The organism is Pontiella sulfatireligans (genome assembly GCF_900890705.1).
GTDB lineage: Bacteria > Verrucomicrobiota > Kiritimatiellia > Kiritimatiellales > Pontiellaceae > Pontiella > Pontiella sulfatireligans.
In genome coordinates, this window is the sequence record NZ_CAAHFH010000004.1 from 79,541 (window position 1) to 102,376 (window position 22,836).

Sequence of the window (22,836 nt, forward strand, 5' to 3'; positions counted from 1 at the left end):
CGCCTGAACTAGACTTAAAGTTTTTCGATGCGGTTGACCTGCAGCACCACGCAGGCCACCTTGCCGCCGGAGTCGGGATAGGTGATTTCCACCTGGTTGGCGCCGCGAACCATTTCCATCGGAACCGGGAATTCAATCATCCCGAAAAAGTTTTTGCGGCCGGCCTGGTCATCCCCCGCCCAGTTGTTCGGAATCGGCAATTCGCTGCCGTTAAACTTAATCGACGACGGAAGCACCTGTTTGCCCAGCTCGCGACCGGGCGACACGCGCAGCACGGCCGAGCCTTTTCCCGTCGGCACATTCACAAACTTAAACGCAACCGGTTCATCTGCAGTGATGTCCTTCAGATATTCCGTGGCATACATACGGTGTTCGCGCACGCCGCGTTTCGGAGCGAACCTCTTTTTCAGATCAATCATCAGCAACGCGGCCTCGCCGGATTCGAGCTCCAATGAAGCCGGAGCCTTGTCCATGGTGCGCTGTCCGAGCACCGGTTTCTTTCCGTTGGTGGTCAGTGTGCGCAACGATATTGCGGCGGCATCTAGCTTTTTCAGGCCGGTCAAATGGATCGTCTTGGCTTCGACATCCAGATTCATCAGGGCAACATTCAGGCGCTTCCCATCGACCAGCACATGAACCCGCACATCGGGATTGGAGCTGGCACTTCTGCGCCACTCGCCTTCAACGCCTTTCCAGAACTGATAGAAAAGCGACAGGTCGGTTTCCACAAACGCGCCGTCGGCCGTCTTGCGCCACAGCAAAAACGGATTGGCCTCGCCGGGCACCGGATCCTTGGTCATGTCATACGTCCACGTGGCGCGGCCGAGGAAAAACGGAATGACTTTAATAAACCGGTCCGGATGATCCAGAAAGGTCATCAGCTGCCCCATGGCGGAGTAAAGCATGCCGGCCGAGCGTTCAGCACTGTACGGCAGCGTGCCCATGTTGCCTTTAGGGATCTTGCCGTATTCAGTAATCATGAGCGGCTTGGCCACGCCGAATTTAATGTGGCTGTAGGAGTCGATCAAATCCATGATCGCCTCCGAGTTGCTGCCGGTGCGGTTGCGCGGCGAGCCCATCACATTCACGCCGTCGTAGATGTGGTAGGAAAAGAAGTCCATGTTCTCGCCGGCAATATCCATGAACGTTTTCTGCCAGCTGTCCCAATGCCCAAAGTTCCGGTCTTCCACTTCGACCCACGCCGCGGCGTATCCGCCAACCAGCACCTCGGGGGTCAGCTCCTTCACCCGCTTCGCCACCACATTGTGCTGCTCGGACAACGCCTCAACCGTTGTATGAATCTTTTTGGCCTTCACAAACGGCTCGTTGAACACTTCCAAGTAGCGCGGCCGCTCGTCGTCGGAAAAACCGAGCTTTAGCAGCTGCGCCGTAAATTCCGCAGCGGCGGCGTAGGTACGCGGCCCCCAGGCCGTGAAGGTGTTGTTGCTCATGCCATGCATCAGGTCGGGATGCGCACAGAACACCACCTCGCGCATATGCTTCGGGGTCATGCGGAAGTCCTCGACCTCCGCACGATATTTTTTCAAGATTTTTTCCAACGACTGGATATCCGGCATATCCGGATTGGACGGATCAGCCGAAACCTCTCCCGCCATCCAGGTGATAAAGCCGCCATCACGTCCATAGCGCGCTTCCAAAACATCCTCCAGATAATGGACATCGTTAGCGTCCATATCGATCGAGCCGAATGCTTCGTGGATGGTGATGAACTGGGTCCGGTCGAACTGCGTTACGCCGCCGATATCGCGCACACAGGCCGGGTTGAGTTTGATCTCAACCGTTTCGGCAAACGTGCACGACGCTAGCAACAAGATTGCGGCGCAGCCGCTCTGGAGTGCGGAGACCCCGTCTCCGCTATTGAAAGCGCCGACAAAGTCGGACGCACTCCAAGGCGCTTCGCGCAAATTTCTACGAATCCCATCCATTATCGTCATGCCAGATTCCATTATGTTTCGATCGTTTTACCACGGCGATCTTCAAGTTCCTTTCGGACCTTCGAAAGCCGGTCGTGGGTGAGTGGATACTTCCACATAAGGAGCAAGCAGATGGCCAGTGCAATCACCGGAGGAAGCGTATAGCAGATGCGCAGGCGCTGCATGGTGCCGGGCGACTGCTTTCTCATGACTTGCTTCTGCTCCAGGGTCTTGGTCAGACGCTCCAGCGTGACGGCTTCTTCGCCCTCTTTCTCGGCCGCAGGCAACGCCTGATAGGCGGTCGCCGCTTCGATCGCGATCAGAGCTTTGAGGTTGACCATAGACTCCTGCTCCATCTTCTCGGTCAGGCTTTCGAGAGTGACGGCCTCTTTGCCTTCCTTCTTGGCCGCCGGCAGCGCCGCAAATTCAGCCGGTGCTTTACTGGCGACCTCCTCCTTTAGGGTCGCCAGCGCCTTAGTCATGGCTTGCTGCTCCATGGTCAGGTTCAGGCTTTCGAGAGTGACGGCATCTTTACCTTCCTTCTCGGTTGCAGGCAGCGCCTCGAAAGCGGCTTTAGCTTTAGTTGCAATCTGCTCCTTTATAACAACCTGTTCCTTAAGAACGGCTTGCAGTTCCACAATCCGGGTCAGGCGTTCGAGGGTGATGCCATCCTTTGCATTGTCTTTGTCATCTTCCTTGTCGGCCGCCAGCAGCGCCTTATAGACCGCCGCCTTGATGGCCACCTGCTCTTTAGCCTCGTCAATAGCTTGCTGCTCCGTAATCCCTTCAACAGCCTGCAACTCCATTTTCTCGACCAGTTGCTCCAGGGTAACGGCATCGCCGTCCTCCTTTTCGATGGCCAGCAGCGCTTTATAGGCCGGAGTCTCTTCAACAGCAACCTGCCCTTTAATGACGGACAACTCCTCGATGGAAACCAGCGACGCGACCTTTTCATTCAGGTTGCTGTCGAACTTGACCACGTTCTGGAGCAGGAGCCCGGACACAATCACGGCCATCGTGATGGCCATCTTGTTGACCCAGTTCATGGATGCCGCGATCAATCCTTCGTTGCGTTTTCCGGTTTGGTGTTCATCCCAGTCGCACACATCCGCACGCATGGACAAAACCAGCACCCAGAAGCCAACCTCGCCGATCGCCAGGAAGGGCTTCATCACCAACGTGAGCCACGGATGGCCCGGCAGGGTTGTGAAGTAGATACCGACAAACGAGAACATCAGCATCGTGACACAGCCCATTAGCATGTGATGCTTGTCATACCGGTCGCCCAGCATCTTGATCCCCCACGCCGCCGCGACAGAGAAGAAGAAACGCAGGGTGCCGTCAATGCCGCCGAGTATGGCGCCAGCCTGAATTTCACCGCCGTACACATAGTAGACATTGACGAAATAGGCCAGGTTCATGGTGGCGATGATCGAGAACAAATAGGTGCAAATCGTACCAATGATAATGAGATAAGGTTTGTTCCGGAGAAGCGCTTTGACCCCGGTCCAAAACTCCGTCTTTTCCTGTTTCTTGGCGATCTCACGATACCGCTCAACGCAGCCAAGGGCAGGAATGATCCCAGCAACAACGACCATCACGGCAATCAGCCAGCTGACCGCGCGAACCCCGTTGACCTCGCCGCCGATCCAGGCCTTGGTGGCCAACCACATGGCAAAGGGGAAGATCCAGATGATCCCCAGATTAAACACCTGCTGCACAACGGAGCGCACCACAAAGATCGAGCTTCGTTCTTTGTAGTCCGGCGTCAGTTCGGCACCAAGCGCTTCGTAGGGAACGGAGAAAATGGAGTAGAATGTGTAGAAAATCAGCAGTGCAATAAACAGGTAGGCGCTGATTGCCGCCGGTGCCCAGCCTTCCGGAACCATCCAGATGACCGGAAAAAACAGACCGGTCAGAATTGCACCGACAAAAATAAACGGTTTGCGTCGTCCGAAACGGCTCTTGCTGCGATCGGACAGCGTACCTACCACGGGGTCGGTAAAGGCATCCCAGCAACGCGCCGTTCCCATGGCATATCCGACCATTGCCGCTCCCAGCTTCAGGAAATCGACAAAAAAGGCCGTCATGAACATTGACAGACAGACATTGGCATAGTGGTCGGAGACCACGCCCATGGAATATGCGAATTTCTGGCCGAACGGCACCCGGTCCTCGGGTTTCGTCGCCTCCCTGTTGAGTTCTTTTTCGTGCTCTAGTGCTTCAGACATGGCATCCCTTTTTGTTTCAGTTAACAAAACAACATATACACCTTATAGAAGAGTTTCTTCAATGCATTTTCCCATGTTCCTTCAATTCCCGCTTCCCAAGCGATATTCATACATGGTTTTACTGGTTTTTCGGATGGCTTCGACCATTTCCGGATATGGCGTATCGCAAATATCGACCAGCCCGACGTTGTAGTTTTCCCCGTCCGCGCGGCCGGCAATGTGCTCGTCAACATACTGGAACCAATGCACCCCCACCATCTGGGGATTATCCAATGCGCTGACGACATAGCCCTTGAACTTTTCGGCCCTTTTTTCATGCGTGTCCGCTTCGCGCAGCCCCGGATGGAAATGGCCCCGCTCGGTTGAACCGAAATGGTATTCGCCAATAATGACCGGCCGGTCGATAAAATACGGCAGGCGCAAATTACGGATGCTGTGGTGGTATTTGTTGTAGCTGACGACATCGCAATATTTAGATGCCGAAATGGCCGAGGCATCGTTGACCCAAGCAAACCGGCAGCCGAGATAGAGATGGTTCGGCGCAGCTGTCTTCAATTCTTCTTTCACGGTTCCAAAATACGTATCGGCCGTTTTCACATAAAACTTTTTCAAATCCTCTCCAGCCCGAACCACATCCGGCGTCTCGCGCGACTCCAGCAGCGATTGCCAGGATAGATGCCCGATCCCCCACGCCATATTGAGCTTTTCAATGGAGTCATACTTCGCTTTCAGGTCCTTAACAAATTCAACCTTGGCCGGCTGATCCGCCGGGCAGGCCAGCGTTTCGAGCGACAGCGACATTTGATCGCTGCCCCACGACATTTCATTATCCACATAAAACCCAATGCACCACGGATCCGAGGATTCAACTTTGCGTGCATTCAGGTTTTTCTGGATGGCTGCCCGGAACGACGGATCAAACACATCGTGAAACTTGCTCCAGTAACCGCTCGAACCTTCCATCGACCGGTTTCCTTCGATGAAAAAATTAGCGACATAAGGGGTGCGCTGCTTCAGATAAAGATCAGGAGCCGCCCAGTTTGCGACGGTGTTCATGCCCCAGCTTTTCAAGCGCTTATGCGCCAAGTCTACAAACTGTTCATGCCAGCTTTCGCCATACTTGCGAAACAGATTGGCTTTGTAGGTCTGCTGGATCTTAAACGGAATCTTGTCGGCATAAAAACCGTGCGGCGCCCAGCTGCTGCGGGAATAGAACTGGCCAAGCGGCTCGTCATCGGCCGGCAGGTTTTCAAAATAGTTTTCGCGGCCCTGCACGCCGGTATAGCCAAAATCCGAACTCATGCAGGTTGGGCCGTTCGACCAGAACAGCAGCCCGTCCGGATCAACGAACCACCATTTGCCGTCAACCTGCTCCACACGGAAATAACCGGTTGCTTCACGCTTTGGACCATTTTTCCAGCCACCGTATTTTCCGAGGTTATCGAATCCCGGATGTTTTTTTAGATCTTCATTTTCCAACGCCACCGCTTTTTTGAAATCCGCGACCGCATGAATCTTTTCTTTCCAGTCCGCATGCTTGTACTGGCCATACTGGTCCACAAACGGGAGGAATCCAGAACCATCAACCTTCTTAACGGAACCTTCTGCGCGCAGATTGCCGACGACAAAGGCATGCGGCTGAGAGGTGTTGCCCACAAAAATCTGAATGCGGTCAATCTGAGAAAGATCCATCAGCTCGATGCCCGGTGCACGGCGCATTCCGACCAGATTCAGCGGCTCTTCAAAAATCCAGTCCTCGGAAGAAAGGCGGATGCTCACTGTTCTGGTCTCCGCCGGATCGAGAATCTCAAAGCCCTGCGCGTGCTGCGGCGCGTCCTCTTTCTTTTCGTATGGATTGTCTAGGCGAATCCCAACATTGAGCGGCGCGCTGCCGGCATTGGTTAGATCCACTTTAACCGTATAGCAGCCCCGCAGATCCCAAGGCTTGCCGATTGATCGAAACGTAATACTCGGCCAATCTTCGTTTCCGCCCGTCTGCACCAAAATGCCGTTGCCGAGGTTGGAGACGATGGTGGTATCGTTATATTCAATCCGCGGATGCAGGGCATCCTGCTTAAGGGAAACCAGCTCAAGCGGCTGGGCATGTGCCCCCGAAACCAGCAGGCCGATCAGGAAGCAGGCGAGACGCCTGCGGTACGGCTTATGTACCGCAGGCGTCTCGCCTGCCCATGTGCAACGGAGTTTCATATCGAGCACTCCAGCTCACCGGCAACGGCCTTCACGGTTGTTGGCTTCCCCTCCACCACCAGCAGGCAGCGGCCTTGCGAGGTGGTGATGCGATCAGATTGAAAATCCTGCGTATTAAACGGAGATCCTGTATCGACTCCGAGAATACGTGCACCGGCCACTTCAAAAACAATTTCACGCTCTTCGGTTTTAACGGGATTACCGCTTTCATCGACGAGCTGTGCAACCACATGGCATCCATCCGCAGTCAATTTGATTGCGGCAGGCTCGCCGGCAGTAGCGAGTTGGTCCGATGCCGCGGCCGCACTCGCCTCCAGCTTTCCGGAAGCAAACGGAACCGCCCATTTGTAGATGCGGTCTTCAAAGTCGGCCAGCTGCTTGAGGCCCAGCGATTCGCCGTTGAGAAACAGCTCGACGCTTTCGCAATTGGAATAGACTTCAACGGCAATCTTTTCGCCCTCGGCATAGTTCCAGTGCGTGTTGACATCGTGCCAGACCCATAGCTTTTTCTTCCAGGCATCCGGATCCTTTTCGCCGATAAAGCCGGTGGCTTCGTCGAAAACGTACGGCGATTTTTCCAACGTCTGGGAAGTCAGGTGAACATGCGGCTCGTCGTTCCACAGGGTTTTCATCATGTGGTAAGAGCCCTTTTCAAAGCCAGCCCGGTCGAGCAGCCCCGACCCGGTGGTCGTTGTCGGCCACTGGCCGTTCGACTCGCCCATGTAGTCGATGCCGGTCCAAAGGAAGGTGCCCGAAACAAACGGCCGTTCAATGATGGCCTTCCACTCGTGCCACTGCGCCAGATTTTCCGTGCCCATCACCGGGAGGTCGGGACGGTTGGCGTGTCCATAGTCATACATTACCCGGCGGTAGCTGAAGCCGATCACGTCGAGCGCGTCGGCATAGCCGGATTCGTAGCTGCCCGAAGGCAGAATGCAGTTGGCGATAACGGGACGCGATGTATCAAGTTCCTTCGTCCACTTCGCCAGCTTTTGCGCCGTTTCGCCAATGTCGTATTCGCCACGCGGCAATGTTTTGAGCAGCTCAACGATTTGGTCTTTGGAATGCGGAGGCAGCTCCCAGAAATAGTTGCCGCTCCAGTCGGCATCGAAGAAGCCGGTGGCCTCGGCGTTGCGCGGATAGGTCCACTCGATCTCGTTGCCGATGCTCCACTGGAAGATGGACGGATGGTTGCGGTGCGAACGCATAACGTCTTTTAAATCGCGCTCGGCATGCTCCTGAAAATGTTCAGTGTAGCCGCGCGAAATATAGTCATCGTGCTGCTCGTTCATGTTTTTGCGTTTGTCTTTCGGGTTGTCCCACTCGTCGAAAAACTCGTCCTGCACCAGCAATCCCATTTCATCGCACAGGTCCAGGAATTCGGAGGAACCGGGATTATGCGCAATGCGGATGGCGTTCACACCCGCGGCCTTGAGCGTTTCAAAGCGGCGGCGCCAAACGTCCTTGGGCACGGCCGCGCCAACGCAACCGCCGTCGTGGTGCAGGCAGACGCCCTTGATATAGGTGTGCTTCCCGTTCAGGAAAAAACCTTCGTTGGCATCGAACCGGATGGTGCGAATGCCAAACGTGGTCGTGTATTCATCCACGGTTTTCCCACCCTTGGAAACCGTCGTGACCGCCTTGTATAGATTCGGGGCATCAACATCCCACAGTTGAGGGTTTGAAACCTGAAACTTGAAACTTGAAACTTGAAGGGCCTTGTCCTCCGAAACTGCCACCTGCTGCCCGTCGGGTGCAATGATTGCGATCGAAAGCACGGCCCCTTCGGGATTAGACACTTCAACCTGCACCTGAACGGTCGCTTTGTCGGCAGAGATTTCCGGCGTGGTGACAAATGTGCCCCAAACCGGTATGTGCGTGTCCGATGTTCCGATCAGCTCGACGTTGCGGTAGATGCCGGAACCGGTGTACCAGCGACTGTCGCAGTAGCGCGAGTGGTCGACCCGCACGGCCAGCACGTTTTCGCCCGGCCGCACCTTGTCCGAAACATCAAAGCAAAACGGCGAATAGCCGTACGGGTGGTCTCCCAGTTTTTCTCCGTTGAGATAGATGGAGGCATTGTTGTAGACACCGTCAAAATGGAGATAGGTCGTTTCGGTTTCCAACGACTGGAATGTTTTGCGGTACCATCCGATCCCGCCGGGCAGGTAACCCGTAGCCCCTTCGAACTCATTGCTAAACGAGGCCTCAACGCTCCAGTCGTGCGGGACAACCACGCTGCGCCACGACGCATCATCAAAGGCGGCCGCTTCGGCACCCCTAAGGTCGTCCTTCAAAAACTTCCACTCGCCGTTCAGGCTGATTGTTCCTCTACTGCTCATATGACTTCTCTTCTACTGTGAGGATCGCCACAAAGAGGCACAAAAGGCACGAAGACCTTCTCCTCCGAGTTCTTTGTGTTTTTTGCGCCTCTTTGTGGCCATTAATTATTTCGTTGGATTTGTAGATTAATAAGGATCGTTGGGACGGAGCTTGATGAGCTCAGCATAGTCGACGATGCCGCACTCTTCGATCCATTTGTCACAAGCCTTGGCGAGGCGCTGCACCATTTCGGGCTTGGCGTCGGCGAGGTTTTTGGTTTCCGACGGATCGTTTTCGAGATCGTAGAGTTCATAGGCAATGCCGGGAACATCGAGGGTCTGCAGATACCAGCCCGGCTCAATCAGCAGTTTCCAGCGGCCTTGATAGATCACCGTCTGCTGCCCTTTATCATTGAAAAACAGCGTTTCAGCCGGCTCGCGTTTCTTGCCCACCAAAACCGGCAGCATGCTGCGGCCGTCGAGTCCGTCGGTCTTCTTGCCGCGGAAGGTTTTTGGATATGCCGCGCCGGCCAGCTCCAGGCAGGTCGGCATCAGGTCGCCCACCCATACCTGCTCGTGGGAGATGGAGTCCGGCTTGATCTTGCCCGGCCAGGCGGCAATGAAGTGCGACTTGGTTCCGCCTTCCCACATCAGCGCCTTCACGCCGTTATAAGGTGCATTCTGGATCCCCTTGGTGTGTGCCGCTGCACCATTGTCAGAAAAATAGAGGACCAAAGTGTTATCCAGCTCACCGGTCTTCTTCAGCGTCTGTATGAGGTGGCCAACATTTTCATCGATCTTTTCAATCATAGCCGCATGGATTGCAAACTGCAGCTGCAGCTCATCGCGCTCTTTCGGAAGCCACGCCTTAAAGTGCTTTGCATCTTCAGGATAGAGCTTTTCTTTTTTAAGGTTCTCTGTCCGGGTCGGACCAATGACGTCCAGATCCCCGTATTTCTTCAAATATTTCTGCACCAGCTCTTCCGGTGCCTGGAGCGGCTTATGCGGCGCGCGGTAAGCCACGTACAACATGAACGGCTCTTGCAGCTTGGAAGCATCTTCAATCATTTCAACGGCGCGATCCGTTACGCCGTCCGTTGCATAAAACGCTTTGCCGGATTTGCCATGGTTCACGTTGTAATTCATGTCTTTGCGCTTCGAGAAGCAGTGCATGTTATATTCGCGGTCATACTTCAGCTTGGCCGGGCCGTTGCCTTCCATCATCGGGTGCGCCTGCCCGGGAACAAAGAACAGACTGTTCTGAGCGCCATACAGGCCGAAATATTCATCGAATCCTCGCTGCATCGGAAGCCCCAGATAATCCTGCTCCATTTCTTCCTGAGTCAGCTCCCAGCCTTCATGATACTGCTTCCAGACTTTCTGGGATCCTTCACTGAATTTCATGGTGCTGCCGCCCATGTGCCACTTGCCGGACATCAGGGTGCGGTAGCCCGCCTCCTTCATCAGCTCGGGCAGCAGCGGGATATCGTAAGGCATTCGCGCACGGTGTGCAGGATACGGCATCTCCCGGCTCCAGTCGCCCACGACGCCGCCGCCAAAGCCCACCTTGGCGCAGTCGAGGCCGCTCAGCAGCGAGGCCCGCGTTGGACTGCACCGGCCGTTGGTGTAGAAGTTGCTCAGGCGCATCCCCTTCTTCGCCAGTTTATCCAGGTTCGGCGTATCAATCTCGCCGCCATAGCAGCCGAGGTCCGAATAGCCTGAATCGTCCGACATGATGATGACCATGTTGGGGCGCTCGGCCGCCATCACGGCAACCGCCGCTAAAAACGCCATTCCCATGGCAAAAAACTGTTTATTCATTTTCTTCCTCCAGGTTCAATGGCCGGCGCCGTGCGACACATTGCCCGTGATTCGTTATCGCATCAACCTGTCAACCGCCACTTCACTCTCGTTATGCTCTTTTTTCCTATAGGAGCAGACAGGCTATATTAAATTGAAAACCGTGGATACCTGACCAAATGGCCGATACGGAAAAGGACCGGAACAAGCTGGCCGGGTTTGTTTCACGGCGCGACGCTGACCTAGAAGCGGGTCAACCGAATACCATTAGGAAGCGCTCCACTCATAGCAACTTTACGGTTTTGAGATGGTGACGGAGTTCACCTGCAAACCGGTGAGACCAGAGCCACCGTTACCCGGGGCAATTCTTTGGACAAAAGCATAGGCACCGGATCCGGTGAGCGCAGCATAAACGTCTGCATGCACTCCGGCTACAGTGCCCACGCCGGTGTCGGTTCCATCGGTCAGGTTCTGCAACTGTACCGTGTAGGTTGTGTTGGAGGCATGTGACCCAAGGGTGAGTTCATAGTTGTACTGAAGAATATCCCCAGCATCGAGCGTTGCAGTAGTGATTTGGCTGCCCAGCGGAGCCCAGTTATTGAGCAGACGATAATCATCGGTGCCCGAGATAATCTGGATGCTGGCATCGGCAGAAACCGCATCGCCGGTTTCCACGTGCGCGCTGGCGGTGTTGTCGACCTTCAAGCCGGACAGGAATGCGTAAACATGAGCCGTAGGAGTTGAATATGTTCCTCCAAACTCCAAGTTGACGCTAAGACTGTAGGTTTGACCAAGCCCCAACGTGACGGCCTCGTTCAACACTGCAATCTCACTATTTTGCGCAGTGGCGGCATGCCCGGAACCAGCGGCGTCAGCGACGGCCCATTGGGCTTCTGCATTCCAGCTTTGCTGCCCGTCCAAGGGAGCGTTGCTATAGTCTGGAGCGGTAAACTCAATGAGTCCCCCAAACGGTGCAGACAGCACTACATCCTCAACCAGACGAAAAAATTCCTGTGGAGCAATGATCGAATGCGTGACCGAACCGGCCCCCGTCCCATCAATCGGCAGGTTAGTCTGAGTGGTGCTCCAAGCAGAATCCATCAGGTTGGTCTTGGAATGCAGCGAGAAGAAACTGTCCGCCGGCCCATTGGTAAAGCCCAAAATAATATCGGAGCCAACAATCTGGTGATAGTCGATCGGAATATAAACCGGTGGATTACGGATATCAGCACTGAATTCAAATACCTGCATGGCCACGCTGGCCACATAACCGCCGTCAGCATCATTGAACTCGACTGATATGGTGTTACTGCTCTGCAGCAGCGCATAAGGAACCGGAATTTCGAGTACACCATAAAACGAATTGCGGGTGGACTGATCGTACCCGCGCCAGTCTGTCGGCACCGGCACGGCAGTTCCGTTGACCAGCAGCGTGGGTTGCAGCGAATCGCCGTGATTCCGGCCAAGGCCAAGGCGCAGGACAGCTTCGCCGAACGGTGCCGCATGCGCAACATTGGTGATGCTGAAGATGATCGGTGTATTCGCACTGATCGGCTGCAAATACGTCGTTGCATAATATTTTTCTTCGGTGGCCTGTTCATTCTGCTGCACGGCATGGGCATAGGTATATTTAATCACAGCCGTAGAGGACGCGGGCAGTGTAATGGACGGCAGATCATTGGTGATATAGTTATCGAACATAGGCTCACCGGATGGAGCCGCATAGGCATGCTTCACTTCAATGCTTTGAAGGCCTGCCACTGCCCCAAGCACGTTCAGGTCCACCGTCTGCGGGCCGGTGTGGTCCAGACTGCTGACAATGACAAATGCGTTCGTCACGTTTACATAGGCATCCACCTGAATATCGGGATCGGAGGCAACCGTTTCCACACGGGTTCCGTTCACCTCTTTCCATAACTCAAAAAACTTAAGGCGATGCGTATACGCCCATGGGCCATCGTCATCTTTAGGACTGCCGGTCAGCTCATCAACGTCATAGAGCAGGCGCGTCGGATAGGGATAGCCGTCTTTACGCCCCCACTCCGCCTTTAAAATCACAAACGGAATAGCCTGAACAATTCGATCCGGCCGTTCCAGCAACTGCATCATGATGGTGGAGAACGAGCGGACATCCCCCCAGTCATCATTTGGTTCATAGGGAGCGCCGTTGGTGACGGACAGGCTCCCGTATTCGGAAATATTGAAGGGTTTAACCTCGCCGAGCTTCAGCATGCTGTAGTGCTCGATCATATCCAGCAAGGCTTCCACATTGCTCCCGCTGCGGTACATGGTATCCAGCACGTTCGTGCTCCCCTGCGGGTTGTCGTAGAGATGCAACGAAAAGAAATCCATGTTGGTGCCGGCAATATCAATGAAGGTTTTCCAGTTGGCCTCCCAATGAGAAAAGCTGCTGTTGTTCCCCTCGTACTGCGGATGCGCGGCCGTGTATCCGCCGACCAGCACCTCCGGGTGCGAATTCTTGATCGCCGCCGCTACATTGGTATGCATGCGGGAAATATTGGCGCGGGTGGTGCTATATTTCGTGGCCGTCACAAAAGGTTCATTGACCACCTCCACCATGGTCGGTTTGGGCTGCCCGTCCATTCCCCCGGCGCCAAAGAAGTCGGTCAGGTAATTTTCAAAATAATCGCCCAATGCATCATAGTCGCCATCAGCAAAAGCGAAGTTTTTCTGAACATTATTCGTAATCCCGTTGGGATACATAGACATCTGTCCGCCGTGCATCATCTTGTTCGCGCGGAACTCCAACGCATGGGCTTCGGTTTCCAAGGCATAGTTGTTGCGGGCAGTGATGCCGCGCGATGCCAGACTGGAATGGTTGCACCAACCGGGCTTGGCCGGATCTTCGGTGGTCTGGGACAGGTTCCACGGCATCGAACCGTTATTCCGGCCCAAATAAACATCATAGCCGTTCAGAAAGCTTTCGCGCTGCACATCGGAATCCCAGTCGCCATCCGTCAACCCGGCATGAAGCACAATATATTTTTCGCGGTCAAACTCCGACACGCCACCCACGGTGTGCCGGACGTTCAGATTGATGTCCACGGCGGTCTGCGCAATGGCTCCTGTTGCAAACAAATAAAGTAATACTATACCAACTGATCTTTTTCCAAACATTGGATATTCTCCTCTTGTGCAACGATAATACCATTCATAAATCACTGGCTATGCTTCGCCGGGTAGGGGCACCCGGCCTACAGCGAAAGAACGCGGCGCTGTTGCCCGATGCCCTCGTCGGGCGTTTCAGCCGCGCCTAACCACTGCCTCTACTACGACATTCCAATCCCCGGAACGTTGAAAAAAAGGGCACCGCAGTGGTGCCCCTTTACATTCCAATCATTGGAAATTTCTTTCGTGTTGCATCCGGTCATTAAAAATCGTTCAGCCTTCAAAGTGATTCGGGGAATCCCGCCCGAGAGCGGGATTCCCCTGAGGAGATTACTCTCCATGAGATGAAACTTTATTCGATATCCAGCTTCAGGAAGGTTGTATCAGCCGTAACCGGAACGTAGTTGGTGACTACCGACCAGTAATAATCAACCACGGATTCTGTGGCTGTATAACTGGCAGGATCCCAGCCGCCAAACTGCAGATATTCAGTTTCCTTCAAGTTATAGGTAATGCCGGCTTCCGGATCACGCTGTTTCATATACACATAGGTAAAGGTATCATTACCTGTGCCCGGCTCAGGCTGGATGGTTAAGTCCATCACCGGTAACATAGCGGTATCAGCTGCCAGCGGATCTCCGCCAAAGGCGTATTCCTTCTCGTTGACCAGGCCATCGAAGTCCGGATCATCACCGGCCGCACTATTTGAGCTGACCAGCCCGCTGTTTTCTGCCCAGTATTCATATGAAGGCAGTGCGCCCTGCACCTTGACCTCAAGCCCATAGATACTTGAGCTCCATCCCCTCGTCTGGAACCATCCAATCGCAGTGACGTCTGTAAAGGTGCTGCCGGATACCGCAGCTCCAATCCACATTTCTGAAGTCGAAGCGGCATTGATTCCGGTAATCGGCCTCCAGTCGGCATTGGCAACATCGGCAACAATGATGGTCTTGGATTGACCTGCGGTTCCGTCCGTCGCAAGAATGTTCTCATCTGATGCATACCAGGTCGAACCATTGCGAATGGCCATGCGAACTCCATTATCCGTATTTCCTGAATTACCGGTTGTACTGGCTCCCCAGGACGCCTCGATATTGAGGGTTTCCGCAGTCGCATCGAAAGATGCGGTACCCATATCCGATGCCTCAATGAAGGCGAGTACGGAAGCGTAAGGCCAACTTTTCCATCCGAGAGCGAGACCGAAGTTGACACTTTCGCCATTGCTCTGGACTTTTGCAGCCAACGTCACGCCATCCACAGCCTGCTTGCCTTTGAACATCCCGTACAGATTAGGACCTGTATAGCCATTCACTCCATTTTCAAAGAACGGTGTGGTCATGGCATCGATGGTAGCCCAGTCAACCGAGTTTGATATCTGCGCCAGAGACGTATCCATATTTGCAGTACCAAACGTATCGACTGCGAATGCCGGCACCAATCCAATCGGAGCAGCCACAAAGTTCGTGCTGGCGGTATTCGGAGCCAGGTCGCCATCGAAATTCGCCGTTAGCGCATACGTATTGGCAATGTCGTTCCAACGCGGCGAATCCGTGATCGATGTAATATTCTCACTACTGACCACCGTATAGAACTCGGGGCCCGGTGTTTCAACGGTCAGGGTATAACTTCGGGCATCCAGGACCGGATCCCAGCCGATTGAAACTTGACGATCGCCTTCCAGGACACTGGTCACGACGGGCGCAATCACAACCGGAAGAACGCCGCTTTCATGCGTGACACTCACCTCACCCACCGTGGCATGCAGCGTACTGAGCTTAACGCCATCATTGGATTCCGGGTCATGACCCATAACGAAGAGGGACGCAGGTGCATCATACAGATCAGTTGCACTGTACGTAGCAAAGTCGATCTCAGTCGGCGTACCGTCATTCACGGCACTGGTGGTCAGGTTAGACATCGAAGCCCATGCCTGATACACGCCGGCTTCGCGGGTCTTGCGAATAGACCAGGAGATGCGAATCGGGTCTGTCACCAGGTCAAGCGGCGCTTCACTGTCTCCAATCCAAGGTTTGCCAGTCGCAAAAATCGGTTTTGGATTCCAACCCGCTTCGCTCCAACTCAGGTAAGCAAGGCGGTTAGCGTCTGAATCGTTCCCAGTCGCGGCAAACATTAGATTGATGTTATTTTCGAATCGTACCAATACCCTGAACAGGGCCATCATGCTTTTGGTAACACCCAGAGCTTCAGTTGTACTGCCGCTCAGACCAAAGTTCATTACACTCCAGTTGACGTGATCGGAATCAGCTCCGCCAGTGGCACTCGAGGAGATAACAACATCGATATATCCATCAATCTGATCATCCTGCTCGTTGCTGATCAGACGATCCAGATAGACCGCGTTTCCAACGGTGGAATCAAAATCGGCCTCAACGGAAGCAGTGTCTGCCTTCTTTGTACCGCCATCGTCAATCACGTCAAATGCGTTGTTGCCGCTTCCGGAAATGGCATTCCAGTCAGCCGTTGCAGCCAGATCACCCAGCGCGTAGGGACTGAAATCGGCGAAAAACACCGCTTGATCAGCGTAGATCGCTTGCGGAGTCGCAGTAGCTTCACCGGATTTAATCGAGTCGCCATTGTAATAATTAGCCACAACTGCGTAATAGTAGGGGGTACCGTTCACAACGGTCGGATCGGTATAACTTTCAGTAGAAACTGAAACCGGTGGATCCACGAAAACGCCTGAAGTTGTTGATCTGTAGACATCATACGTCGTTGCTCCGGGCATCAACGTCCAGCTGAGCGAAATCGAGCCATCCAATCCCAATGCAGACACGGAGGTCGGAGGCAGCAGTGCCGGAGGAAGTTTTTCCATTTTCACGTTAGCAATCAAATTGGTGAAATCAACACCGACTTCCGGATTTGAGCCAACGAAGAACCAGTAGTTTGAGCTCGCCCATGCACCAGTACGTTCCATGCCCGTTATCGAGCTGGTATAGCTGATTCCCGAAGTCAGATTACTTGTCGTTACAGCCGCATCAAACTGATTGGTAACGTGAGATTTGGTCAACGTGTATATGATACGAATCGTATCGGAATCAGAATCGACCGTAGCAATATCCGTCATGCTGTTGGTGTCATAACCGAAGGGATTAAATCCACAGTCTTCAAGGGCTTTTCTAGAATGCCCGTATGTGGCAGGTTGGCTCCACCATGAGGCTTCTTCAGCTGTATAGCGCAATTCGCCGGACTGACGCGTCAGCTCTTGCCCCCAAAAATGATTAAATCCGGAAACCGTATCCGATTGAGCTACACCATCGGCTGTCACTCCATTGGTCTGAACACCAAACGTCATGACGCGCGCATGCTTGCGGTCGTTGGGAATCCTATGCCGGTGATCAATCGTGATTTTAATTGAATCACCGGGTACAATGCTGGTTCCATTGCCGGGGCCGGAGAGCATCAGTCTATTGCCCTGATTCTCCTTAGCCATCAGCAGCTCGCCACCGACCACATTGAACGTGGCACCGTTGCTTGTCGCAACCCAACCGTTCGAGCCATTTACGTCTCCATCTGGGTAGCCGAAGGTATCCTCAAAGATAACCGCAGCGTGCACCGTAAATGCCATTGCGAATAAACACGCCGACAATCTTAGTGTTTTTTTCATCTCACTCTACTCCTTATTTCCTTATCAACCCCGCGGTTTTGCATCCGACAAAACCCACCTACGAGACAGTTAACATTAAGAGGTATAGCGAATCGCTATTTTTGTGTATATGGGCCAAAAGGACCATATAGGACAAATGTACAGGTTTTCCGGCTAATCGACGTGTAATATGCCTTTTTTATAGGCAATTACGACCGCTTGCGTGCGGTCGGTGGCGCCGAGTTTTTCGCGAATGTTGGTGATGTGATGCTTCACAGTGGAAAGGGAAATATCAAAGTGTTCAATAATATCCTTATTGCTTTTCCCCTCGCCCAGCAGCTGCAACACCTCCAACTCCCGCGGGGTCAGCTCCTCCTGCAGCTTGCGTGCCTCGATTTTCTCGGCAATCAGGGCGGGGAAATAGGTTCCGCCACCGGCCACTTCATAGATCGCCTCCATGACGTCCTCGACCGCGCCGGCATTCTTGGTGAGGTAGCCCTTGACCCCGGCCTTTACCGACTTCCAAATATCCTCTTCAGTTTCGAAGACGGAGAAAAGTATGATCCTGGCATCGGGGAATTCAGCCAGAATCTGGCGGGTGCACTCCACCCCATTCATGCCGGGCATTTTATAGTCCATCGTAACGACATCCGGCTTGAGCTTTTTATAGAGATCAAAAGCTTCGGAACCGGAGGCGGCCTCGCCGACGACCTCCAACCCCTCCTCATGCCCGATAGCGCCGATCAACCCAAAGCGCAGCATCGCGTTGTCATCTACGATTAAAATTCTCGTGTTCTTGCCCATAACTCCCTTCCTTTCATCAAAATCCCGAGTCTAAAGTCTAAACGTCGAACGGTCTAAAGCCACCCGTAAGCGGGCATGCGCAACCCTTCAACCTTCAACCTTGGACAACTGCGCAACAGTCTTAACCCAGCTCCCATTCAGCGATGGAGGACAGATCCACTTTAACAGAGGTGCCCTGCCCCGGAGAGCTGTCGACCCGTATCTCCGCCCCCAGTTTATTGGCACGCTCACGCATGCCCAGCAATCCAAAATGTCCCGCTAGCGGAAGCTTATCCAATGGGAATCCGCAACCATCATCTTCAATGCCGAGCGAAAGGGATGCGTCCTCATAACAAAGCTTTACGCGGATATGGGATGGAGCGCCATGACGCACCGCATTCGTTGCAGACTCCTTGGCGATAAGCAGCAAATTGCGCTCCGCCACCAGTTTTAAGCGACGGGGTTCTCCTGCAACCATCACATCCAACGCAGCACCGCACTCATCGGCGAGAGGCGCCAACGTTTCGCGCAATGCCGCCGGAAGATTCATCCGTTCCAACAGGCCGTCGCGCAGATCAAGAATCTGGGAGCGCGATTCCTCGCCGCAATGCGCCAGCATGGCCTGCACCGACTGGAGCTCCCCGCTGCTGCGCCCCGCGTCTCGTTCCATTGCGTCCAGCTGATCCTTCAATTGCGATTCCAACGAACCCGTGGCTTTCCCAGACTGCCCCATAGCGGCTCTAATTGCTTCCAGCGACTTCGTGATGCTGGTCTCCAGAAATTTCCGACAACCGAGCAACTGCATGGCCGCGCCGGTAATTCCTTGGTCTAGATTGTCGTGCAGTTCGCGGGCAATGCGCTGCCGCTCATCCAGTATTGATTCCCGCTCGATTTTTTCGCCGATGATTCTCGTCTGCCGATCCACCGTTTTACGCAGGGCGACAACCCAGATTAAAAACAGCATCGACAACCCCAACGCTGTTCCGGAAATCCAGAACATCCGTTTCGGCGTCCACCAAGGTGCAGGCTGTAAAACAACAATATCCCCTTCACTCCGAATTTGAATCCAGAACCGGTCGAGATAGAGCCTCCATTGCAGGTTCTTTTTCTGCACGAGGTTGCAGATCCCCGTTAACTCGAGAAAAGCTCCCGACTTCAACTGCCTCCCGGCCTGCATGCCCGCAGGCAGCAAGGCTTCGAACAGGTGCGATCCCGAACGGCACAACAGGCTTTGCTGTCCGGAATCACCCAGATCGCTGGGCGAGAGCCTGAATGACTTTCCGATCTCCACCAGCTGAGCACGAATCCTGACCAGCTCATAGTTCATTCTCGGGTCGAGCAAATCCTCAGGACGGTCGGAACTGGTCAGCTCCTCCAGTATAATTTCTCCCGGCTCAGGCAACGCATCCGGGTCCTCGAGCACGGCAACGTTCCGGGCCCGGAATGCAGGACTGACCGGCTGAGGCCAGACGACCCCGTCCACTTCCACGACCTGTCCGACCTGCAGCTCGGTTCCATCCAGAACAGCCACCCTCAGGCTTGCTCCCTCGCCACGCAAAAAGATTTCGTTCGGCGATGCATAGGTCACGACTCCCTTCGTTCGAACCGCCTGACGACGGTCCGCCCCAATACGCATCAGGGAATGAATGGGCAAAGCCAACGGCTCCTTCGATGCCTCCTCCTCGACCAGGAGTTTAATATCGTTGATGGAGTTGATCACAAAGACATGGCCGGTTAGCTGCCGCTGACTATTATACAGCGTTCCGACCAACGCATTAACGCGGACACGGCTAAACATAAGTTTCGGCAGTCTTTTCCAGACCTCTTCCGACGCAAGAAGATGTACTCCCATCTGAATCGATTCATGCATCTCCAACGTTAACAGAACCCTTCCATGCGTACCTGTATCGTCAGAAACCGCGGTCAATCGGCCCTCTACCGAAACCCAGTCGCAGTCGCTTGCCGGATCATGGATCTCATCAAGCCTGTAAGGTCGGGCAACGGGCAACGGCCCCGAGCGGAGTACCTCAATCCTATGGGCGATAATGACCGGAGCAAATTCCCCCGGATCGGTCATGCCATCGATTCGGATCCAGTCCCCGGCATGGACCTTCGGTTGTTTTGTAATATCGCCGGGACGCCCGACATATATCCCCGCGCTTTCAGCGAAGACAAAAAAGTGGCGGCCTTCCGGCCCGACACTCACCACCTGTGCGTCCAGAAGAACGGAAATGTTTTTCGCCGCTTCCTCCGGCGACAGGCGACGGATCTGCGCAATGCTGTCGATGACCGGCTGGGCCACCACCGATCCAACCCAAAAGAAAACGGCCGTCAGCCAAGCAGCAAGAAGTCTACAATGGAATTCTACCTTAACCATGATGCCAGAGGATATACCCGAATATATCCAGCATTCCAAGCATTGGAACCCTTTCATGCCGATGGGCTCCAAGCTTTGGAAGCTCCTGCCCCTCGCCGATTGTTCCGCTTAGCCCCTGCTGCTTCCCTGTTTAACAGAAGGACGCCCGAATAGATGATTTCCTGAAGAAATAATCGCTTCACGGGCAGCCGTTAAACCGTTGCATCGCAACATTTCGTCACCTGAGCAATACTTCTCCGACAGAGCATTACCACTCAACCACCTCCCCGGACGCCGAAAGAAACCGCCCCGACATTCCGGGTTGGAGGCGCGCAATCGTTCCCGCCATTTCTTCAGCCACCGAGGCAACCGTGCCGGGAGCCTCATCGCCACCCATATCGGTTTTAATCCATCCGGGATTCATGCAGACCACGATCTTCCCATGGAACTCCGGCTTTCCAGCCATCCGCAGGGTGAACATGTTCAACGCAGCCTTGCTCATGGCATAGGCATCGAGTCCGTTGTCCGGATTAATGTGCAGCCCGAAAGAACCCATGCCGGATGTAACATTAACAATCGTCGCGTCCGCTCGCATGAGAGCCGCCAGAGCCTGCGCGACCAACGCCGGTCCGACGGCATTCACCCTAAAAGACTGCTCAAACCCGGCGACGGTCCACTCGCCACAATTTTCTTCAACCGAGATGCCGGCATTGTTGATCAGCAGGTCCAGTTCAACCTTTCCCGACAGATTGCCCAGCTGAGCAATGGAGCTTTCATCGCTTACATCAAGCGATACAGGCATGCAGCGTTCACCATGCCGGCTGGCCAGCTCCTGAAGCGGCGGCGCGTTCCGGCGGGAACAGGCAACCACGCGCCAGCCTTCATTCAGATAGTACGAACCAGTCCAAGTCCGATGCCCCGATTGGCTCCTGTAATTAATACTGTTTTCATTGAACATCCTTTTTTAATTACTATCGATATTATGACAAAACATCGGTTTTTTTGCCACAAAAGACCACAAAGAGAGCAAAGTAAAACCTCTAGCGCTTTGTGTTCTCTGCGCACATTCGTGGCCACGCATCCTTCTTCAACATTTAACCGACGGAGCAATAAATGCGCATTATGAACCGTGCCGAGGCAGTGGTTCTACTAGTCAAAAAGTCGATATGCGGAAAACCTATTGGACACCGTTCTTATAGCACTATTAGTCAGGTATCCTTTATAAAGGAGTGGCGTATGCTCCACCCTACTTAAACGCAGGATTCAAAAATGAAACACAGATTCATCATAACCGCCGTCATGTGCAGCACGGCAATTTCCTTTGCTCAGGAAGCAACACTGAAGGGAAAAACAGATTACCATTCGCTCGAAGATGCCACCGGCCGCGCCATTGAGGCCAAAATCCTGTATGTAGGCGATCAATGGACGTACCTTCAGCGGAGCTTCAAAAAGCCTCAACGGATTCGGTTGAACCTCCTTAGCGATTCCTCGCGCGAGCTGCTGAATCAATGGAATGCAACCTACGGAACCGGCCTTTCTGCCGATGAACTGCGGCTGGTTGCCAAAATTGCATATGCGTCATCGCCCGCCCAACCCCTCGTTGTTGATCCCGATCCTGCCAAACAGTGGAAACTCAACAACACCTTTTCCGATGAGTTCAACGCAAAAAAACTCGACGAGGAAAAATGGTCACGGAACCTGCACCCTTGGGGCGAACGCGCCTGGCGCGCGGACAATGTCTGGCAAAAGAAAGGCCACCTGTTTATCCAAGCCAAATACGACCGGCATACAACCAAGAAAGGGGATGAATATTTCTACACCCTCGGCATTCTGCAATCGAACCAGAAAACCACCTACGGCTACTTCGAAGCGCGCATCAAAGGCTGTTCGCGCTTCCCCGGCCTCTGCCCCGCCTTCTGGCTCTACAGCAACGGCAAGGATCTCAGCCCCGAACACCCGCACATCACCTACAGCGAGATCGACATTGTTGAAATGCTCCAAAGGGGCTACGACCCCGTCCAAAAAAGAAAAACCGGTCCGAAGCATATCGACTGCAATCTCCACACGCGCGAAATGATCGACGGCGTCGAAACCTGGCGCCGCCCCCAGCACTGGCCGGAGGTTTGCCGCAACGTCTACAACGCCCCCTGGAATCCGAGCGACGACTTCCACCTCTACGCCTGCGAAAACACCCCTGAAAAAATTACGTGGTACATCGACGGCATCAAGGTTGCAGAATCCCCCAACCACAACTGGCACCTGCCCATGAGCGTAACCCTGACCATGGAGCTTCGCCCGCCACTCATCGCATGGGCCGGCGACGACGGGCGCGCGCCCGTGCCGGAAGAATCCGTCAAAGACGGCTTCCCCACCCACATGGAAGTCGACTATGTCCGCTGCTGGACCCTCGCCGAGTAACAGCCCCCCTCATCCAAGCTCCGTTACTTTGGGGCATAGCCAGAAAAACCCA

At 54.1% G+C, this 22,836-nt stretch carries 11 protein-coding genes; 1 reads left to right on the plus strand and 10 read right to left on the minus strand.

Annotated features, from left to right (window positions below; all coding sequences use genetic code 11):
• Positions 1-14 precede the first annotated feature (14 nt).
• From SCARR_RS27470 to SCARR_RS27515, 10 genes are all read right to left on the minus strand, one after another.
• Complete coding sequence (locus SCARR_RS27470) at positions 15-1,955, minus strand: hypothetical protein (protein ID WP_222846493.1); 1,941 nt, start codon at positions 1,953-1,955, stop codon at positions 15-17.
• 11 nt (positions 1,956-1,966) lie between these two features.
• Complete coding sequence (locus SCARR_RS27475; protein ID WP_136065907.1) at positions 1,967-4,165, minus strand: MFS transporter; 2,199 nt, start codon at positions 4,163-4,165, stop codon at positions 1,967-1,969.
• An 81-nt stretch (positions 4,166-4,246) separates the two neighbouring features.
• Positions 4,247-6,373: a beta-galactosidase gene (locus SCARR_RS27480; protein ID WP_136065909.1), complete on the minus strand. Its 2,127-nt coding sequence runs from the start codon at positions 6,371-6,373 to the stop codon at positions 4,247-4,249.
• A complete protein-coding gene (locus SCARR_RS27485) occupies positions 6,370-8,715 on the minus strand; it encodes a glycoside hydrolase family 2 TIM barrel-domain containing protein (protein WP_136065911.1) in 2,346 nt (781 codons plus the stop codon). Before SCARR_RS27485 ends, SCARR_RS27480 begins: the two co-directional genes overlap by 4 nt.
• A 126-nt stretch (positions 8,716-8,841) precedes the next feature.
• On the minus strand, positions 8,842-10,515 hold the full coding sequence (locus tag SCARR_RS27490; protein WP_136065913.1) for a sulfatase-like hydrolase/transferase: 1,674 nt from the start codon (positions 10,513-10,515) through the stop codon (positions 8,842-8,844).
• A 273-nt stretch (positions 10,516-10,788) separates the two neighbouring features.
• A complete protein-coding gene (locus SCARR_RS27495; protein ID WP_136065915.1) occupies positions 10,789-13,632 on the minus strand; it encodes a hypothetical protein in 2,844 nt (947 codons plus the stop codon).
• 343 nt (positions 13,633-13,975) lie between these two features.
• Complete coding sequence (locus SCARR_RS27500; protein WP_136065917.1) at positions 13,976-17,209, minus strand: hypothetical protein; 3,234 nt, start codon at positions 17,207-17,209, stop codon at positions 13,976-13,978.
• 192 nt (positions 17,210-17,401) lie between these two features.
• Positions 17,402-18,031: a response regulator gene (locus SCARR_RS27505; RefSeq protein ID WP_136065919.1), complete on the minus strand. Its 630-nt coding sequence runs from the start codon at positions 18,029-18,031 to the stop codon at positions 17,402-17,404.
• Positions 18,032-18,152: 121 nt separating this feature from the next.
• Positions 18,153-20,387, minus strand: a complete 2,235-nt coding sequence (locus SCARR_RS27510; protein WP_168433668.1) for a sensor histidine kinase — start codon at positions 20,385-20,387, stop codon at positions 18,153-18,155.
• A gap of 247 nt (positions 20,388-20,634) precedes the next feature.
• The gene (locus tag SCARR_RS27515) at positions 20,635-21,324 is read right to left on the minus strand and encodes an SDR family NAD(P)-dependent oxidoreductase (protein ID WP_136065922.1); all 690 of its coding nucleotides are present in this window, start codon (positions 21,322-21,324) and stop codon (positions 20,635-20,637) included.
• Positions 21,325-21,635: 311 nt separating this feature from the next.
• On the opposite strand from SCARR_RS27515, the gene SCARR_RS27520 reads away from it, so the two are divergent.
• Positions 21,636-22,784: a kappa-carrageenase gene (locus tag SCARR_RS27520; protein WP_222846494.1), complete on the plus strand. Its 1,149-nt coding sequence runs from the start codon at positions 21,636-21,638 to the stop codon at positions 22,782-22,784.
• Positions 22,785-22,836 lie beyond the last annotated feature (52 nt).

Excerpts from the sequence above, each read along its gene's own strand:
- SCARR_RS27470 (WP_222846493.1), bottom strand. The coding sequence starts at position 1,955 with ATGACGATAATGGATGGGATTCGTAGAAATTTGCGCGAAGCGCCTTGG.
- SCARR_RS27475 (WP_136065907.1), bottom strand. The coding sequence starts at position 4,165 with ATGTCTGAAGCACTAGAGCACGAAAAAGAACTCAACAGGGAGGCGACG.
- SCARR_RS27480 (WP_136065909.1), bottom strand. The coding sequence starts at position 6,373 with ATGAAACTCCGTTGCACATGGGCAGGCGAGACGCCTGCGGTACATAAG.
- SCARR_RS27485 (WP_136065911.1), bottom strand. The coding sequence starts at position 8,715 with ATGAGCAGTAGAGGAACAATCAGCCTGAACGGCGAGTGGAAGTTTTTG.
- SCARR_RS27490 (WP_136065913.1), bottom strand. The coding sequence starts at position 10,515 with ATGAATAAACAGTTTTTTGCCATGGGAATGGCGTTTTTAGCGGCGGTT.
- SCARR_RS27495 (WP_136065915.1), bottom strand. The coding sequence starts at position 13,632 with ATGTTTGGAAAAAGATCAGTTGGTATAGTATTACTTTATTTGTTTGCA.
- SCARR_RS27500 (WP_136065917.1), bottom strand. The coding sequence starts at position 17,209 with ATGGCATTTACGGTGCACGCTGCGGTTATCTTTGAGGATACCTTCGGC.
- SCARR_RS27505 (WP_136065919.1), bottom strand. The coding sequence starts at position 18,031 with ATGGGCAAGAACACGAGAATTTTAATCGTAGATGACAACGCGATGCTG.
- SCARR_RS27510 (WP_168433668.1), bottom strand. The coding sequence starts at position 20,387 with ATGGTTAAGGTAGAATTCCATTGTAGACTTCTTGCTGCTTGGCTGACG.
- SCARR_RS27515 (WP_136065922.1), bottom strand. The coding sequence starts at position 21,324 with ATGTTCAATGAAAACAGTATTAATTACAGGAGCCAATCGGGGCATCGG.
- SCARR_RS27520 (WP_222846494.1), top strand. The coding sequence starts at position 21,636 with ATGAAACACAGATTCATCATAACCGCCGTCATGTGCAGCACGGCAATT.